The organism is Pseudomonas meliae (genome assembly GCF_001400515.1).
GTDB classification, from domain to species: Bacteria; Pseudomonadota; Gammaproteobacteria; order Pseudomonadales; family Pseudomonadaceae; genus Aquipseudomonas; species Aquipseudomonas amygdali.
The window spans coordinates 16858-33335 of the sequence record NZ_LJQT01000412.1 but is presented as its reverse complement, the minus strand read 5'-3'; the positions used below and the strand labels follow the sequence as shown (position 1 = coordinate 33335).

The window sequence follows — 16478 nt, the reverse complement described above, 5'->3', positions numbered from 1 at the left end:
TTAGCTCATCAGAGCGGCGTTTTTGTTTGTGTGTTTTGAGCATCTTTATAAAAGATCATCTTTCCCGCATGTCACGCTCAGCCCTGTCTGGACGCCAATAACTCGTCGAGCTCTGGCATCAGGGTCACGCTCTCCTGCTCATTGGGGTCAGTACGCGCGACCAGAACCTTTGCTTCGCGCTCGTTGCTGCGGTTATAGGGCACATGCGGCATTCCCGCCGGGATATAAAAGAAGTCGCCTTCTTCCACGATGGCATGCTTTTCCAGCGACTCGCCATACCAGCAGCCGGTGGCTTCACTCAGGGCATAGATGGCGGTTTCATGCTCCTGATGTTTGTGAGCCTTGCCCCTGCCTCCAGGGGCAATTGTCAGCAGCTGCATATGGATATGTCGGGCACCTGCACTTTGTGCGGAGATGCCGACCTGATAATCCATACCCTGCTTGCCTTGAGAGGGTTTGGCGGGTTTCAAAAGGATACAATCAAGTTGATCACTGGCCACGGTTTTCTCCTCGCCTGATGCTCGATAGCGCTGACCCACCCGGCCCGCTGCCCGGCAAGGGCAGGGGGGAGTGAATACTATGCCTTGTAGGGCGAAGCGTGGCTCAGGCGCAGGCGTCGATCAAGTGAAAGAAACGCCATGTCGATCCCGGTAACGGGCCCGATACATCAGGGCATTTGCGGCAGTTCATTGGGCCGCATGTCAAAGACCAACACTTCTGCGTCAACGCCTTCGCTCAGGCTAATGACCTGTTCGTTGCGCAAACGCACCCCGTCACCTTCGTCAAGCGGCTGCCCATTGAGCACCACACTGCCACGGGCCACATGCACGTAGGCATATCGGTTGGCAGCCAGTTCCAGGGTCGCAGTTTCATTGCCATTGAACAGACCGGCATACACACGAGCGTCCTGACGGACCTTGAGCGCACCGTTCTCGCCTTCTGGCGAAATGATCAGCTGCAAATGACCGCGTTTCTGTTCAGCGCTGAAATGCTCCTGCTGGTAGTTCGGGGTTGCGCCTGCAACATTCGGCACGATCCATATCTGCAGAAAATGCACGCCCTCGGTGTGCGAATGATTGAACTCGCTGTGCGCCACGCCGCTGCCGGCACTCATCAATTGCACGTCGCCAGGGCGAATCACCGACCCGGTGCCCAGCGTATCCTTGTGTTCCAACGCACCTTCCAGAACGTAGGAAAAGATTTCCATGTCACGGTGTGGGTGCTGGCCGAAACCTTTGCCCGCAATCACGCGGTCGTCATTGATCACCAGCAGATCGGAAAAGCCCTGCTCCTGGGGGTTGCGATAACCGGCAAAGGAAAAGGTATGAAAGGATTTCAACCAGCCATGGTTGGCAGCGCCGCGGTCGGAAGCTTTACGAAGAGTCAGCATGATTCTTTCTCCATCCGTCTATCGACGCTGCACATTCAGCAATCGATCAAGTGAGACAAAGGTTACGGCTTATCGACTGTCGCAATAAGTAGCTGGAACATGAATGACTGTCTCGCTGTGGTTGACAGTGCCGGGTGGCACGTTACGCTCTGTCGAACAGTACCCAGCGTTCACTCAGGCCACGACACATGAACCCTTTTGAAGACATGCGGATTTTCTGCCAGGTCATGGAGTCCGGCAGCTTCACGGCGGCGTCCGACAAGCTGGGCCTGTCCAAGCAATTTGTCAGTCGGCGCATGATGCAACTGGAGGAACGGCTGGGCGTACGTTTGCTCAACCGCTCGACGCGACGTCTGGATGTCACGCCGCTGGGGCAGAGTTACTACGAGTCTGCCCTGCGCCTGCTGGCCGAGGTCGAACAGGTCGAGCAGGGGATTACCGGGCAGAACAACGAGCTACGCGGCACCCTGCGCCTGAGTGCGCCGCTGTCGTTTGCCGTTGCGCATCTGGGCTGTCTGCTGCCGCTGTTTTTGCAGCGCTACCGCGACGTGGCGGTGGAGGTGGACCTGAGCGACCGTGCGGTGGACTTGATCAGCGAAGGCTATGACCTGGTGCTGCGTATCGGGGTGCTGGAAGACTCCAGCCTGATCGCCCGGCGCATTGCCTCGATTGATCGGGTCTACTGCGCCAGCCCTGCCTACCTGGCCGAGCGCGGTACGCCGCAAAAACCCGAAGATCTGCACGCTCATGATTGCCTGCCCTATGGCCACAGCCGTCAGGCGCAATGGCGTTTTCAGGTGCAGGGCAAGCCTTTGATATTGAACATCAGCGGGCGGATGCGCGCCAATAATGGCGAGCTGCTGAGAGACACGGCGGTGGCCGGGCTGGGCATCACCTACCTGCCGACGTTCATTGTTGGCGCGGCGCTGCTTGACGGCAGCCTGGTGCGGGTGCTAGATGACTTGCGGCCCGAGCCCTTGACGCTGTCAGCGGTTTATCCCCAGCACCGTCAGGCCTCACGTCCAGTGCAGGCATTCATCGAATTCCTGCGCGAGCGTCTGGAATCAGCTATCGAGCTCAATGAACCGCCTGGGTGAGCGCTTCGTCGGACAGGTTTAGATAATTTTTTTGCATCTTAGGTTAGAGCAAAAATGAATTTAGCTAATTTTTGTTCGGGTGTTAGGGTCGTTGCCGATCAATTCGATCTGCCCGATGCTTCTGGAGACCCTGCCTGTGCCGACAACTATCATCTGCTGGAGCCAACGCCTGCTGACGGGCCTGGCGCTGGGCCTTGTGGCCACGCTGAACACCCAGGCTGCCGACCTGATTGTCGGTGATCAGAGTTACAGCGCCCGGACCGTGATGGAAGCGGCCGGTGTACTCAAGGATCTGCCCTACGAGCTTGAATGGAAGCAGTTCACCGCAGGCTCCCCGGTCGCCGAAGCGTTGAACGTCGGTAGCCTGGACATCGGTTTGCTGGGCGATTCGCCTGCGCTATTCATGGGCGCGCTGGGTGCGCCGATCAAGGTCATCGGCGTATCGCGGCAGAACCTCGACGGCGTTGCGATCGTAGTGCGCAAGGATTCGCCGATCAAAACCGTCGCGGATCTGGCCGGCAAGAAAGTCGCCATCTGGAAGGGCTCGTTCAGCCAGCAATTGATGCTCACCGCGCTGGACAGGGCGGGTGTCGCCCGCGATGCCGTGGACTATCGCTACCTTAGTGCACTGGATTCCTCTCACGCGCTGGATGGCGGCTCGGTGGACGCGATTGCGACCTGGGAGCCCTATGTCACTCAACAGGAGCGTCAGGGCGCACGAATCATTGCAACTGCCGACGGCTTGATCCCTGCGCAAAGCTTTATTGTCGCCAACGATCAGGCCATCAAGGACAAGCGCGCGCAGATCAGCGATTTCCTGCAGCGCCTGCAAGCTGCGCGCGCCTGGTCGGTCAGCGACCCGCAGCACAATGAAATCTACGCCAACGCCTGGGCTGCGCTGACCAAAGCCGATGCACAAGTAGCGCGCCGCTGGTTTTCCCGCGCTCAGGTCGTGGTGGTGCCGATCACCCCGCAAGTGGTGGCAGGCGCACAGCAGACTATCGATTTTTTCAACCACGCCGGGCTGACCAAACGCTATCCTGCTGCCAGCGTGTTTGACGAGTCGTTCAATGCGGCTCTGGATAGCCAGACGCAGGTTGCCCGCTGAACGACTGCCTTGTTCTGGAGCCTTCACCATGAGTTTTACGTCATTGCATTGGGGTGTTTATCGCCCGCAGGTCGAGGGAGGCAAGTTGAAAGCCCTGCTGCCTGCGGAGTGGGACAAGGACCCTTCACCGATTGGCGATTCGGTTGCCGATGCCATTACCTCGCCCACACGCGTCATGCGCCCGGCGATACGTCGCAGTTTTCTTCAGCAAGCCGGCGGGCGACCCGATCTGCGTGGGCAGGAGCCGTTCGTCGAGGTCTCCTGGGAGGTGGCGCTGGATCTGGTCGCCAGTGAGTTGCAGCGCGTCAAAGGCAAGTATGGCAATCAGGCAATTTTTGGCGGCAGCTACGGCTGGGGCAGCGCGGGGCGTTTTCATCACGCACAAAGCCAGCTGCATCGCTTCCTCAACTGCATCGGCGGTTATGTATTCAGTACCGACAGCTACAGCCTGGGGGCCGGGCGGGTGCTGATGCCGCACATTGTCGGCAACATGGACTGGCTGCTGGCGGCGCATACGTCCTGGAAGAACCTTGCCGAGCACTGCGAGCTGTTCGTCGCCTTCGGGGGGTTGCCCGCCAAGAATGCGCAGACCAGCCCCGGCGGTGCCAGTGACCATCTGCTGGCCGACGCGTTGCAACGCATGTCCGACGCGGGCGTGGAGTTCGTCAACGTCAGCCCGCTGCGTGATGACCTGGCTGGCCCGGCGCATAACCAGTGGCTGGCGGTACGCCCCGGCAGCGATACGGCGTTGATGATGGCGCTTGCCTGGGTATTGATCAGCGAAGGGCTGCACAACGAAGATTTCGTTCAGCGCTACACCGTGGGTTATGCGCGTTTTCGCGATTATCTGCTGGGTCACGTCGACGGCCAGCCTAAGGACCCGCAGTGGGCCGCAGCATTGACCGATATCCCTGCGCAGCAGATTGTCGACCTGGCGCGGCGCATGGCCAGCAAACGCACCATGATCAACGTCGCTTATTCATTGCAACGTTCTATACATGGTGAGCAACCGTTCTGGATGACCGTCACCCTGGCGGCGTTGTTGGGGCAGATCGGTTTGCCCGGTGGCGGCTTTGGCCTGGGTTATGGCTGCATGAACAACACCGGCAGCGGCCGCAAGGCATTCTCCGGGCCGCGCTTTTCCCAAGGCAGCAATCCGGTCAAGGACTTCATTCCGGTTGCGCGGGTGACAGATATGTTGCTCAACCCCGGCACACCCTTCGATTACAACGGGCAGCAGCAGACTTACCCGGATATTCGCCTGGTGTACTGGGCGGGTGGCAATATCTTTCACCACCATCAAGACCTCAATCGGCTGCTGGAAGCGTGGCAGCGGCCGCAAACCATCATCGTTCACGAGCAGTTCTGGACCGCTCAGGCACGCTATGCCGACATCGTGCTGCCAGCCACCACGGCGCTGGAACGCAATGACATCGGCAGCTCGGCGTCCGATCGTTTCATGATTGCGATGCAGCAGGCCATCGCACCGGTGGGCGAGTCTCGTGATGACTATTCGATTCTGGCCGGGCTGGCCGAGCGGCTGGGTGTGGCGCAGGCGTTTACCGAAGGACGTGATGCCCAGGCCTGGCTGCATTTTATTTACGATGAGTCTCGGCAGCGCGCTGAAACCTTTGGTATTATCCTGCCGGATTTCGAACAGTTCTGGCGTGACGGATTACTGGAAATAGACTATCCCCAGACCGATAACGTACTGCTCAAGTCCTTTCGCGATGACCCTGACGCGCATCCACTGCCGACGCCGTCCGGGCGTATCGAAATTTTCTCCGAGCGCATCGCAGGCTTCGCTTATGCGGACTGTCCTGGCCATCCGGTATGGCTGGATAAACCTGCGCCTACCCACGTGCTGCACCTGCTGTCCAATCAACCCAAAACCCGCCTGCACAGTCAGTACGACCACGGCAGCTACAGCCGTTCCTCGAAAATTCAGGCACGCGAGCCGCTGACCCTGAACCCGCTGGATGCGCAAATGCGCGGGTTGGTCGATGGTGATATGGCCAAGGTCTTCAATGAGCGGGGGGCGTTTCTGGCTGGAGTAATCGTATCGGACAGTATTCGACCCGGCGTGGTGCAGATTGCCACCGGTGCCTGGTTCGATCCATTGGTGCATGGCGAGCCGGGCAGCCTGGAAAAGCACGGCAACCCTAATGTGATCACCCAGGACATCGGTGCTTCCAGCCTGTCGCAAGGGTGTGCGGCGCAGACCGCGTCGGTGGATATCGTCAAATGGGATCAGGCACTGCCGCCGGTGACGGCGTTCTAGCCGCCGTCACTGCTCTGAGTGCGTTTTACTGCTCTTTATTACGTGCCGCAAAAACCGCCTTGCCCACACCCGCCAATACCGCGTCGTTCTGCGGCGTATGCACCCGGCCGCACAGCACGTTGCGGTAATGGCGCTGCAGCGGGTTGCTGCGTGACAGTCCTGGATTCCCTGAGGCCTCGATGGCCAGTTCCACCGCACGGATAGCGTTTCCGGTCACCAGGTATTTGATCTGTGCAGCATGCTGTGCGGGCGTGTGGCCCTGGGCCGCGGACTGCAGCAGGCTCTGGTTGGCGAACAGCAAGGTGTCGATCTGCCCGACGGTTTCCTGAAAGCGCGGCAGGGTCGACAGCGTAGCCCCGAGGTTGGACGGCTTGCGCTGTTCCAGCCAGTGCACCAGCCAGTCGCGGGCGGAGTGGGCGATGCCGTCGTAGACCGACGACAGCAGCACCGACATCCACAGCATGCCCGACCCATCAAGTTCGGATTGCGGGGCGCTCCACGGGCTGACGCTGACGGCATGATCGAGCGGCACCAGCACGTCGTCGAAGCGGACTTCGTGGCTGCTGGTGGCGCGCATGCCCAAGTGGTCCCAGTCCTCGATGATCCTGATGCCCGGCGTGTCCTTGTGGACCAGCCAGCTGCCCACCAGCGGGTCATCGTCGTCGCTGCGCGCCCACACGGCGAACCAGGTCAGGCCATGACTGCCGGTGGAGTAGATCTTGCTGCCGCTGATGCGCCAGCCGTCGGCGCTGCGGCGGGCGACGGTGCCCGGCAGGCCGCCACGCGCAGGGGGGCCTAGGTCAGGCTCGACACGCAGGGCGTTGATCAGCGCACCTTCGCGTACCGCCTCTTCGGCAACTTGTACACGTAGATGGCTCGGCCAGTTACGGTTCTCTTGCAGCCTTGAATGCTGCAGGTATTGCATGACCAGAATCAGCGCCGTCGACGGTTCGCCCTTGGCTACTGCGCTGACTACTTGCTGCGCGCGCGGCAGATCGGCACCGCCGCCGCCCAGTTCAGCCGGTACGGTCAGGCCGAGCAGGCCGTGGGTGTGCAGTAACTGAAAGTTGGCATGCGGGAACTGGGCGCTGATGTCGTACTGCTCGGCAGTTTCAGCCAGTGTGGCGGTCAGCGTAGCCAGTCGTTCGCTGAAGTCTTCAGCCGACTCGGCTGCCGGATAATGCTGGCGCGGGGTAGGGCGCAGGGTCGAGAGTGTCATGCGGAGTCCTTTTCGCAGCGGTTATGCAGCGGTCATTGCGTGGCGGCCTGAGCGATCTGCGCGCGCGAGGCGTTGAAGCTCTTGTCGAAGCCGGTTGAAACGTCGATTTTTTTAGTCAGGATGCCTTCAGCCAGATAGGTGTCCGCAGTGTTCTGCAGTCCCTGAACGATCTGATCATCAATCGGCGTACGTTGCATTTTCGTCGCCTTGGCCACCGCCAGATGCACCGCCAGCGGCAGGCCGGTGACTTTCGCCTGAGCGGCCGCGTACTCTTCGGGATGAGCATTGGACCAGTTGAAGGCGCGCTCCACGCGGGCTACAAAATCATCCAGTTGGGCACGTTTGCCTTCAATGGCCTTGCTGGTGGCGGCGAGGTAGAGGTGATTGCTCAGCAACTCGCTGCCACTGACCAGCACACGAGCGTCGCTTTGCGCGATGGAAATCGTCGTGTAAGGGTCCCAGGTCGCCCAGGCATCGGCGTCGCCGCTGTCCAGCAACAGACGCGATTCGCTGGGCAGCAGGTTGATGAAGGTGACGTCACTGGTTTTCAGCCCGGCTTCATGCAGGGCGCGGATCGCCAGGTAGTGGCCGATGGAGCCGCGCCCGGTGACGATGCGCTTGCCCTTGAGGTCGGCAACGGTCTTGATCGGCGAGTCCTTCGAGACCAGCACCGCCGTGGTGAAACGGCCCTGGGCATGGGTAATGCTGACCACTTTCAAGGGCGCACCCGCGCCCAGCGCGAACACATAGGGCGCATCACCCAGCGCACCGATATCCACAGCGCCAGCGTTCAATGCCTCTCCCAGAGGGGCCGCCGAGGGGAACTCAACTGGATCTCGTAAGGCACGTCCTTGAGTTCGCCGGAGACCTGCAACAGTATTTTCAGCAGCGACTTCTGATTGGCGACCAACAGCGGAGCCTGCTCGGCAGCGACCACCTGCTGGCCTGCCAGCACACTGAGCAACGCGCCCAGCAGCAGGCTTTTGAGCGGTAGAGGTGATTTGAAAAAAGGCAGCATTGAGGTGTTTCTCCATTGAGTTGATCGGTCGGCCAGACACTTATCGTTCCTCACGCTCAAATCACGTAAAACCCGTGCGTCCCGTCCCGGCCCAATTGCTCCACCAGGCCAAACTCCCAGTCCAGGTAGGTCTGCATGGCTTCGCGCGGCGCATCGGTGCCTTCGTACGGGCGGCGATAGCGATCGATGCGTGGCGAGGCCAGTCGGCTTTCGCCATGCTCCAACGGCAGGCCAGCCTTGATCCAGCTGGCGGTGCCGCCATCGAGCAAAAACACCGGCTTGTCGGTCAGCGCTTCGACGTCGGCCACGGCAAAGCGCGCCAGACGGCTGCTGCCACAGGTCAATACGTAGCGGTCGGCGGCAGGTATTTTTTCCAGCGTCTGTTTGAGGTCGGCGCGCAAGGTCCACCAGGCACCGGGAATGTGCTGGTTGACGTAATTGGCGCTGGCGGTGAAATCCAGCACCGCCACCTTGACCTGTGTCTGCCATTGAACAAGCGTCTCGACGCTGATCGCCTCCACTTGCGGTGGCGCAGGGAACGGCGCATCCCAGTCACCCGTTTCGCTGAAGTCTGCTGCATGCAGATCATCGAGCACCGACACGTCCCAGCCCAGTTGCGCCAGCCAGGAGGCCGACATGTTGGCGCGCACGCCGTCGTCGTCCACCAAGGCTATTCGTGCGCCGCGTACGCTGGCGAAGTGATCGGTTTCCTGCACCAGTTGCCCGCCCGGTGTGGAGCGCGCACCGGGCAGATGGCCTTTGGCAAACTCTTCCGGTGTGCGCACATCGAACAGGTACGTGGTGCGCGAAGTCTCGGCTTGCCAGCGTTGCAGGTCAGCGCGGCTGGCGCGTTTGACCTTGGCGCGATCAGCCACCTTGCGCGCATCGGCACTGGCGGTTTCGCGGGTTTCCTCACTGACTGCTGCAAAACGCCGGTCTTGACCATGATCCAGCGTCTGACCGGCCAGTAACCAGCCAATCGTGCCATTGCGCAGCGCATTGATCTGATTGGGCAGGCCCGCATTGACCAGCGACTGAGTGCCGATGATGCTGCGCGTGCGACCGGCGCAATTGACGATGATTCGGGTGTTCGGGTCCGGTGCCAGCTCCCGTGCCCGCAGCACCAGTTCCGCGCCCGGTACGCTGATGCCACCGGGGATGCTCATGGTCTGGTATTCGTCGTAGCGCCGGGCATCGAGCACCACTACATCGGCGTTGTTGTCGAGCAGGGCCTTGACCTCTTCAGCCGCCAGAGACGGGGTAGCACGATGGTGTTCCACCAGTTCGCCAAACGCCTTGCTCGGCACATTCACATCGATGAACAACTCGCCGCCAGCCTCACGCCAGCCTTGCAGGCCGCCGTCGAGCAGTCTCACATCGCTGTAGCCCAGCGCTTGTAAACGTTGCAGCGCAACCTGCGCCAGGCCCTCGCCATCGTCGTACAGGGTTATGGCTGTGTCGCGTCGCGGGATGCGCGGGAACACCTCCAGCTCCAGCTTCGACAACGGGATGTTCACCGCAAACAGAGGATGGGCCTGGGCAAAGGGCGCCTCTTCGCGGACGTCTACCAAGGCCAGTTCCTGGCGGTCCAGCAATGCCTGACGAACGTCGGCGAATGATCGGGTGGCGGGGGTGGTCATAGGGCGGGGCTCCCTGTTGGCTGATCCTGAGTGGCGTGGGTGATGGCTGCGGCATTCGAATAGCCGGAGATGAACAGTTTTTCTGTGCCGTCCAGGTCGTAGACCGCACGTTTCACGGTGCCAATATCGGCGCCGTAAACGTGGATGCTGATCGACACTTGATCGTTGAAAGCATTGCTGACCTGATGCACATCGTTGCTTTTCGGTGACAGCGCTTCGACCTGGCCGGGTTGCAGGCGAATTGCCGGGCCGCTGGTTTCCAGGCGTCCTTGCGCGTTGCGGGTATAGCCCTGTGAATGCTCGGCACCGCGCAGCATGCCGATCAGGCCCCAGACGCGATGCTCATGAATCGGCGTGCGTTGCCCCGGCCCCCAGACAAAACTGACCACTGAAAAGCGCTGCTGCGGGTCGGCATGCAGCAGAAATTGCTGATAGCGGTCGGGGTCGGGTACGGCAAATTCTTCTGCCAGCCAGTCATCGTGGCTGACCAGTTGCGCCAGCAGCTTGCCGCCGCGACGCAACAGATCGCCTTCGTGCGGCTCGCTGCCAATCAGCTCGCCCAGCGCGTCGATAAAGGCCCCGAGTCGTTCCGGGTGTCGGTTCTGAGTCATGTCCATTTCCAGATCAGGGTCAGGGAATGGTTTGATATAAGCATAATATTGATATTTAATATGCTATTTTTTAATGATTAGGTTATAACGAAAACGTCTTTTACTTCCGTGCTGCAATGCGTGAAATCTAGCGTCGGTCTGTTGGACGGGCTATGAATGGACGTCTGCCGGGACTATTCTTTTTGCCTGTGTTTCTTCTCTTCTTTATGTGCGGTCCGAATGAAAATTGATGATATCGATGCGTTCGTTGCAGTCATCCGCTGTCAGTCGATCAGCCATGCCGCTGAATCGCTGGATCTGACCCAGCCGGCGATTACTCGCCGGGTGCAGAATTTCGAGCAGGCCCTTGGGGTCGAGCTGTTCGATCGTAATACCAAGCCGCTCAAGCCAACGCCGATGGGCATCCAGGTGTACCAGAAGTGCCTGGCAATCCTGCGCGAGATGGATGCGTTGCGCGAGCTGGTGGCCAGCGACACGCCGCCCAGCGGCCTGTTGCGTCTGGGTGTGCCGCAAACCATCGGTGACGTGGTGCTGCTCGATGCGCTCAAGCAGCTACGCGGAGAATTCCCGGATTTGCGCGCCCAGGTCAGCACCGGCTGGGGCAGTCACCTGATCGGCAAGATCGAAAACGGTGAGCTGGATGCTGCGGCAGCGCTGTTCCCTGCTGGCAAGATATTTCCGGACAACATCGTCGGTCAGTCCATCGGCAAGATGGAACTGGTGGTGGTCTGCGCCATGGGGCTGGTGCCGAAAAAGCCCGGCAAGCTGGCGGATTGCTACGAGCAGGGCTGGGTACTCAACCCCGACGGCTGCGGTTTTCGCGCAGGTTTGCAGCGTACGCTGACCGATCAGGGGCTGAGCATGAAGGTCAATCTGGAAACCTTCGGCACCGAGCTGCAACTGGGGCTGGTAGCCGATGGCATGGGGTTGGGTCTGGTGCCAAGGCCGTTGCTGGAGCGCAGCGCTCACCGCGAGCAACTGGCGGTGCTACCGCTCAAGGACTTCAAACCGGTGATGGACCTGTGGCTGTTCTACCCACGTTTTCTGGGCAATCTGCAAGCACCGGTCGAGGCTTTTGGAGCGCTGGTGGCGCGCTCCCTCAAGCCGGTTTCAGCAGCCGCCTGAAAACGTCATTGCGGGAGGCGGGCAGTCTTCAGTCAGAAGCCTCGCCCGCCCGCATGGAGTTGAATCAGGCCACTTGTTCGCGAGCCTGCCGTTCACGCTGAGCCACCAGTGCGCGGGTCAGCGGGATCAGCTTCTTGCCATAATCGATAGCATCTTCCAGCGGGTCGAAGCCGCGAATCAGGAAGGTGGTAATCCCCAGGTCGTAATAGTCCAGCAGCGCTTCGGCGACCTGTTCCGGGGTGCCGACCAGCGACGTGGAATTGCCCTGCGCGCCGAGCAGGCCAGCGATGCCCGTCCACAGGCGCTTGTCCAGACGTGAACCTTGTGCCGCTGCGGCCAGCAGGCGACGCGACCCTTCGTTGGGTGGTTCGCGACGGACAAAGCCGTTGCGGTCTGCCAATGCCTTGGCTTTTTCCAGAATGCTGTCGGCGCGTGCCCAGGCTTGTTCTTCGGTGTCGGCCAGAATCGGGCGCAATGACAGGCTGAAACGAATGGTCCGGCCATGTTTGGCGGCTTCGGCGCGCACCTGTTTGACCACATCGCGCACCTGCTCGTACGTCTCGCCCCACAGGGCGTAGACGTCGGCGTGTTTGCCGGCCACCGCAATCGCCGCTGCCGAGGAACCGCCAAAGTACAGCGGGATGTGTGGCTGCTGCGGGGACTTGACCAGCGAGTGCGCGCCCTCGAACTGGTAGTAAGTGCCCTGATGGTCAAAGGGCTTGTCGCTGGTCCATTCCTGACGCACCACGCTGAGGTATTCATCGCTGCGCGCGTAGCGTTCGTCCTTGCCGATGTGGCTGCCGTCGGCGCGCAGCTCCTTGTCGTCGCCACCGGTAATGATATGCACCGCAGTGCGCCCGCCATTGAACACGTCCAGCGTCGCAAATTGTCGGGCTGCCACGGTGGGGGAGATGAAACCGGGACGATGTGCGACAAGAAACTTCAATGTGCTGGTCACGCTGGCGGCATGCGCAGCCACCAGTGTGCTGTCCGGACTGTTGGAGTGGTACGCGATCAGCGCACGATCAAAACCTGCGTCTTCATGAGCCTTGGCCACTGTCTTCACGTAGTCGGGCTGGATGGTCGCGCCGCTGCGCGGGTGGATTTCAGAACCGGGTTGCGTGGCGATATAGCCAATGAATTCGATGCTCATGAAAACTCCTGCCAATGGTTGAGGTCCGTTCGACCTTGTCGAGAAGCACCATAAAGGCAAGCAGACGGGGCTGTGAAATTCGATTTTGGTCTAAGTTAATTATAAAAAATATGCATTATAAGTTTTGTCGGTAGTCAAATATTTTAACTATTAGCTTAGAGCCAAATAGAATTTCACTCGGCTTTCTTATGCGCATAGCATGGTGTTCATACTGCGTCGGGTGCGTCACGCCCGATTTGCCCAGAAAGGATGCGCCCATGTCCGACACAACGCTCAACCCCGCCGACCCCGGTTTTCTTGTGGTCAACAAGCCTGAACAGCGTCGCGCCTCTGAACAGCATCGTCAGCGTCGGCAAGTGCCGGGCTCTGTTTTGCGTCTGCTCAGCCCGCTGGCACTGTTGCTGCTCTGGGAGCTGGCCTCACAAACCGGTCTGCTGCCCAGCCGAGTGATCGCCGCACCGTCGCAGATCGGCGGTACGCTATGGTCGATGATTGTTTCAGGCGAACTGGCCGTGCACCTGTGGGTATCGCTGCAGCGCGCATTGCTGGGCTTGAGCATCGGCGTCAGTATTGGTGTGGTCGCTGCATTGATAACCGGGCTTTCCCGGCGCGGCGAAATCGCCCTCGACTCGCCGATGCAAATGCTGCGCACCATTCCGTCGCTGGCACTGGTGCCGCTGTTCATCCTCTGGTTCGGCATTGGTGAATTCACCAAAGTGGCGCTGATCGTGATGGGCACCACCTTTCCGGTGTACCTGAACCTGTTTTCCGGCATCCGCAACATCGACCCGAAACTGATCGAGGCCGCCAACACCTTGGGGCTGAGCCGTCGCGAGCTGATCTGGCACGTGATTCTGCCCGGTTCGCTGCCTTCTTTTTTTGTCGGGCTGCGCTATTCGCTGGGTATCTCCTGGCTGGCGCTGGTGTTTGTCGAACAAATCAACACCACCGCAGGAATCGGCTTTCTGGCCAGCGATGCCCGCGACTTCATGCGCACTGATGTAATCGTTATCTGCCTGTTGATCTACAGCGTCCTGGGCCTGGTGATCGACGGCATCATTCGCACGCTGGAGCGCTATGCGCTGGCCTGGCGACCGACCTTCGTGAGGAATTGAGCATGGCGACCCTTGAGTTGCGTAACACTTCATCAGTCACGCCCCCGGTTCAGTTGCGTAACGTGGTTCGCCAGTTTGGCCCACAACGGGTGATTGACGGGCTGGACCTGGACATTGCCGCGGGCGAGTTTGTCGCTTTGCTGGGTGCCAGTGGCTCCGGCAAGACCACCTTGCTGCGCACTCTGGCCGGGCTGGACGACATCGACAGTGGCGAGCTGCGTGTGCCGGTGGCACGTGCCGCGGTGTTTCAGGAACCGCGGCTGATGCCGTGGAAAAGCGCCTGGAAAAACGTGGTTCTCGGCCTGCGCATCAACGATGCCAAGGCTCGGGCCGAAGCAGCATTGACCGAAGTCGGTCTGGCCCATCGGCTGAATGCCTTTCCGGCCACATTATCCGGTGGCGAGGCGCAACGTGTAGCGTTGGCGCGCGGCCTGGTCCGTGAGCCGAAACTGCTTGCTCGACGAGCCTTTCGCCGCCCTCGATGCTTTGACCCGCATTCGCATGCACCAGTTGATCATCGACCTGTGGCGCAAGCACACCCCGGCGGTGCTGCTGGTAACGCACGATGTCGATGAGGCGATCCTGCTCGCTGACCGGGTCATCGTGCTGGCCGACGGTAAACTTGCCGATGACATCCGCGTCGACCTGCCACGCCAACGTGACAGCGGGCAGGCCGGGTTTCAGGCAATTCGTAGCCGCTTGCTGGGTTTGCTGGGCGTGAAGACGCAGGCTGCCGATACTGCAACGCAGGAGCCAGCCCACGACGTGACGCTCAGCGCACTGCGTCGTTTCGCCAATGCTCGTTGATCCTGCGCAGGGTGCGTATCATGGGCGTCTGAATTTCTGGAGGGGACGTCCATGTCTGCCGAAAAGCCCGAAGTCATCATCACCTATTGCATTCAATGCCAGTGGCTATTGCGCGCCGCCTGGCTCGCCCAGGAGCTGTTGAGCACGTTCAGTGACGACCTGGGCAAGGTCTCGTTGCAGCCGGGCACCGGTGGTGTGTTTCGCATTACCTGCGATGGCGTGCAACTCTGGGAACGCAAGGCCGACGGCGGCTTTCCCGAGGCCAAGGTGCTCAAGCAGCGGCTCCGCGACCAGATCGACCCGGCCCGTGATCTGGGCCACAACGACCGTCATACTCCCGCCAGTCCTCAGTAATACAGGCCATTGTCACGACATCGCCACGCACGTGTCACATTCGGTTAACCGGCATGCTCCACTCTCTTGGAAGCCCTGCCGGAGGTCATCCCATGACCAGTGCTCAGCTCGCCACACCCAGCCGCAAACAACGCGTGCGCACCTTGTGGATTTCCGACGTTCATCTGGGCACGCGCGATTGCCAGGCCGAGCACTTGTCTGCGTTTCTCAAGCGCTATCAGGCTGACAAGGTGTATCTGGTGGGCGATATCATCGACGGCTGGAAGCTGCGTGGCGGCATGTACTGGCCGCAGGCGCATACCAACGTGATCCGTCGGCTGCTGACCATGAGCAAGCGCGGCACCGAAGTCATTTATGTCACGGGCAACCACGACGAATTCCTGCGTCGTTACTCCAAATTGGTTCTGGGCAACATCCAGCTGGTGGACGAAGCCGAGCACGTGACGGCCGATGGTCGTCGTCTTCTGGTCATCCACGGCGATCAGTTCGACGTGATCACCCGTTATCACCGCTGGCTGGCCTTTCTCGGCGATTCGGCCTACGAATTCACCCTGACCCTCAACCGCTGGCTGAACCATTGGCGCGCCAAGTACGGCTATGGCTACTGGTCGCTGTCGGCGTACCTGAAGCACAAGGTCAAGAGTGCGGTGAATTTCATCAGCGATTTCGAGGAAGCCATCGCCCACGAGTGCGTGAAGCGCGGCCTGGATGGCGTGGTCTGCGGGCACATCCATCATGCGGAAATCCGCCAGGTGGGCGGCGTGGAATACCTCAATTGCGGCGACTGGGTTGAATCCTGTACCGCCCTGATCGAACACCTGGACGGCACTATCGAACTGTTTCGTCTGGCGGACGCGCACTTGAAAGCAAGCCAGCCGGTGGTTCAGGAGCCGGTCAGCGAAACGGTGGCCTGATTCAACCGGCTAGAACGACACCTTGCCCAACAGCATATCGCGGTACATGACGAAATCGCCGAGCAGGCTGTAGAACGGATGCTTGAACGTGGCCGGCCGGTTTTTCTCGAAGAAGAAATGCCCGGCCCAGGCAAAACCGTAACCCGCGACGGGTAACAACCACAACAACCCCCAGCGACCGCTGCCCACACCGAACGCCAGCAGGAAGATCACCAATGAGGTGCCCACAAAGTGCAGGCGCCGACTGGTACTGCTGCTGTGCTCGGCGAGGTAGAAAGGATAGAACTCGGCAAAGCTTGAGAAACGCTTGATGGTATCCACGGCGCGCACCCTCGTGTTGGCTCTTGTTGTTATACACAAATTTAGCCGACTGTCGTGCCGATGTGGAGCGTGGGCACGATGGACGTGACTAGCTTGCTGATGTTTACGACTATCGTGCCAATGCTCCGCGTTGGCATAAGGCATTACCCCGCGGAGCGTGGGAGCGAGAGTCTGAGCCGAACCTCAATCCACCTGACATCACAGAACCGCTGTGCAACGCAGAGCACTTCTCGACCCGTCAGCAAAAACGCAACAAAACATGGCACAGTTGCCCTGAAAAATGGCACATTGGCGCGCCTTGGTACGCGTGACACATCTTGTAATC

General features: G+C 60.2%; 14 protein-coding genes and 2 pseudogenes. 8 read left to right on the top strand and 8 right to left on the bottom strand.

Annotation, left to right across the window (positions count from 1 at the left end):
- Positions 1-77: 77 nt before the first annotated feature.
- Both ALO64_RS19045 and ALO64_RS19040 read right to left on the bottom strand, forming a co-directional pair.
- The gene (locus tag ALO64_RS19045) at positions 78-434 is read right to left on the bottom strand and encodes a cupin domain-containing protein (RefSeq protein WP_223282381.1); all 357 of its coding nucleotides are present in this window, start codon (positions 432-434) and stop codon (positions 78-80) included.
- Between the two features lie 233 nt (positions 435-667).
- Complete coding sequence (locus ALO64_RS19040) at positions 668-1390, bottom strand: pirin family protein (RefSeq protein ID WP_002554527.1); 723 nt, start codon at positions 1388-1390, stop codon at positions 668-670.
- Positions 1391-1578: 188 nt separating this feature from the next.
- Here ALO64_RS19040 and ALO64_RS19035 point away from each other — a divergent pair, with 188 nt between their 5' ends.
- From ALO64_RS19035 to ALO64_RS19025, 3 genes are all read left to right on the top strand, one after another.
- A complete protein-coding gene (locus tag ALO64_RS19035) occupies positions 1579-2487 on the top strand; it encodes a LysR family transcriptional regulator (protein ID WP_044343582.1) in 909 nt (302 codons plus the stop codon).
- Positions 2488-2602: 115 nt separating this feature from the next.
- Entirely contained in the window at positions 2603-3595 is a 993-nt protein-coding gene (locus ALO64_RS19030) for an ABC transporter substrate-binding protein (RefSeq protein WP_172680525.1), read from the top strand.
- Positions 3596-3623: 28 nt separating this feature from the next.
- On the top strand, positions 3624-5876 hold the full coding sequence (locus tag ALO64_RS19025) for a molybdopterin guanine dinucleotide-containing S/N-oxide reductase (protein ID WP_044343583.1): 2253 nt from the start codon (positions 3624-3626) through the stop codon (positions 5874-5876).
- Positions 5877-5901: 25 nt separating this feature from the next.
- Here the strand turns inward: ALO64_RS19025 and ALO64_RS19020 are convergent, their stop codons facing one another.
- From ALO64_RS19020 to ALO64_RS19005, 4 genes and pseudogenes are all read right to left on the bottom strand, one after another.
- The gene (locus tag ALO64_RS19020) at positions 5902-7095 is read right to left on the bottom strand and encodes an acyl-CoA dehydrogenase family protein (RefSeq protein WP_044343584.1); all 1194 of its coding nucleotides are present in this window, start codon (positions 7093-7095) and stop codon (positions 5902-5904) included.
- 32 nt (positions 7096-7127) lie between these two features.
- A pseudogene (locus ALO64_RS19015) lies at positions 7128-8113 on the bottom strand (ABC transporter substrate-binding protein).
- Between the two features lie 56 nt (positions 8114-8169).
- Positions 8170-9753: a rhodanese-related sulfurtransferase gene (locus ALO64_RS19010; RefSeq protein WP_044343585.1), complete on the bottom strand. Its 1584-nt coding sequence runs from the start codon at positions 9751-9753 to the stop codon at positions 8170-8172.
- Positions 9750-10364: a cysteine dioxygenase family protein gene (locus ALO64_RS19005; protein ID WP_044343586.1), complete on the bottom strand. Its 615-nt coding sequence runs from the start codon at positions 10362-10364 to the stop codon at positions 9750-9752. Before ALO64_RS19005 ends, ALO64_RS19010 begins: the two co-directional genes overlap by 4 nt.
- Positions 10365-10583: 219 nt before the next feature.
- Here ALO64_RS19005 and ALO64_RS19000 point away from each other — a divergent pair, with 219 nt between their 5' ends.
- Entirely contained in the window at positions 10584-11489 is a 906-nt protein-coding gene (locus ALO64_RS19000) for a LysR family transcriptional regulator (RefSeq protein WP_005731319.1), read from the top strand.
- Between the two features lie 64 nt (positions 11490-11553).
- Here ALO64_RS19000 and ALO64_RS18995 read toward each other — a convergent pair whose 3' ends face one another.
- Positions 11554-12642 carry an LLM class flavin-dependent oxidoreductase gene (locus ALO64_RS18995; protein ID WP_002554516.1) on the bottom strand — a complete coding sequence of 363 codons (1089 nt, stop codon included), beginning with the start codon at positions 12640-12642 and terminating at the stop codon, positions 11554-11556.
- 257 nt (positions 12643-12899) lie between these two features.
- Here ALO64_RS18995 and ALO64_RS18990 point away from each other — a divergent pair, with 257 nt between their 5' ends.
- The 4 genes and pseudogenes from ALO64_RS18990 (at position 12900) to ALO64_RS18975 (ending at position 15832) form a co-directional block, all read left to right on the top strand.
- The gene (locus ALO64_RS18990; RefSeq protein ID WP_002554515.1) at positions 12900-13757 is read left to right on the top strand and encodes an ABC transporter permease; all 858 of its coding nucleotides are present in this window, start codon (positions 12900-12902) and stop codon (positions 13755-13757) included.
- Positions 13758-13759: 2 nt separating this feature from the next.
- A pseudogene (locus tag ALO64_RS18985) lies at positions 13760-14564 on the top strand (ABC transporter ATP-binding protein).
- A 51-nt stretch (positions 14565-14615) separates the two neighbouring features.
- The gene (locus tag ALO64_RS18980; RefSeq protein ID WP_002554513.1) at positions 14616-14918 is read left to right on the top strand and encodes a SelT/SelW/SelH family protein; all 303 of its coding nucleotides are present in this window, start codon (positions 14616-14618) and stop codon (positions 14916-14918) included.
- Between the two features lie 92 nt (positions 14919-15010).
- Complete coding sequence (locus ALO64_RS18975; RefSeq protein ID WP_002554512.1) at positions 15011-15832, top strand: UDP-2,3-diacylglucosamine diphosphatase; 822 nt, start codon at positions 15011-15013, stop codon at positions 15830-15832.
- 9 nt (positions 15833-15841) lie between these two features.
- On the opposite strand, the gene ALO64_RS18970 is transcribed toward ALO64_RS18975, so the two are convergent.
- The gene (locus ALO64_RS18970) at positions 15842-16153 is read right to left on the bottom strand and encodes a DUF962 domain-containing protein (RefSeq protein WP_002554511.1); all 312 of its coding nucleotides are present in this window, start codon (positions 16151-16153) and stop codon (positions 15842-15844) included.
- Positions 16154-16478: the final 325 nt, after the last annotated feature.

Excerpts from the sequence above, each read along its gene's own strand:
- ALO64_RS19000 (WP_005731319.1), top strand. The coding sequence starts at position 10,584 with ATGAAAATTGATGATATCGATGCGTTCGTTGCAGTCATCCGCTGTCAG.
- ALO64_RS19005 (WP_044343586.1), bottom strand. The coding sequence starts at position 10,364 with ATGACTCAGAACCGACACCCGGAACGACTCGGGGCCTTTATCGACGCG.
- ALO64_RS18975 (WP_002554512.1), top strand. The coding sequence starts at position 15,011 with ATGACCAGTGCTCAGCTCGCCACACCCAGCCGCAAACAACGCGTGCGC.
- ALO64_RS19035 (WP_044343582.1), top strand. The coding sequence starts at position 1,579 with ATGAACCCTTTTGAAGACATGCGGATTTTCTGCCAGGTCATGGAGTCC.
- ALO64_RS19025 (WP_044343583.1), top strand. The coding sequence starts at position 3,624 with ATGAGTTTTACGTCATTGCATTGGGGTGTTTATCGCCCGCAGGTCGAG.
- ALO64_RS19020 (WP_044343584.1), bottom strand. The coding sequence starts at position 7,095 with ATGACACTCTCGACCCTGCGCCCTACCCCGCGCCAGCATTATCCGGCA.
- ALO64_RS19010 (WP_044343585.1), bottom strand. The coding sequence starts at position 9,753 with ATGACCACCCCCGCCACCCGATCATTCGCCGACGTTCGTCAGGCATTG.
- ALO64_RS19030 (WP_172680525.1), top strand. The coding sequence starts at position 2,603 with ATGCTTCTGGAGACCCTGCCTGTGCCGACAACTATCATCTGCTGGAGC.
- ALO64_RS19045 (WP_223282381.1), bottom strand. The coding sequence starts at position 434 with ATGGATTATCAGGTCGGCATCTCCGCACAAAGTGCAGGTGCCCGACAT.
- ALO64_RS18990 (WP_002554515.1), top strand. The coding sequence starts at position 12,900 with ATGTCCGACACAACGCTCAACCCCGCCGACCCCGGTTTTCTTGTGGTC.
- ALO64_RS19040 (WP_002554527.1), bottom strand. The coding sequence starts at position 1,390 with ATGCTGACTCTTCGTAAAGCTTCCGACCGCGGCGCTGCCAACCATGGC.
- ALO64_RS18980 (WP_002554513.1), top strand. The coding sequence starts at position 14,616 with ATGTCTGCCGAAAAGCCCGAAGTCATCATCACCTATTGCATTCAATGC.
- ALO64_RS18995 (WP_002554516.1), bottom strand. The coding sequence starts at position 12,642 with ATGAGCATCGAATTCATTGGCTATATCGCCACGCAACCCGGTTCTGAA.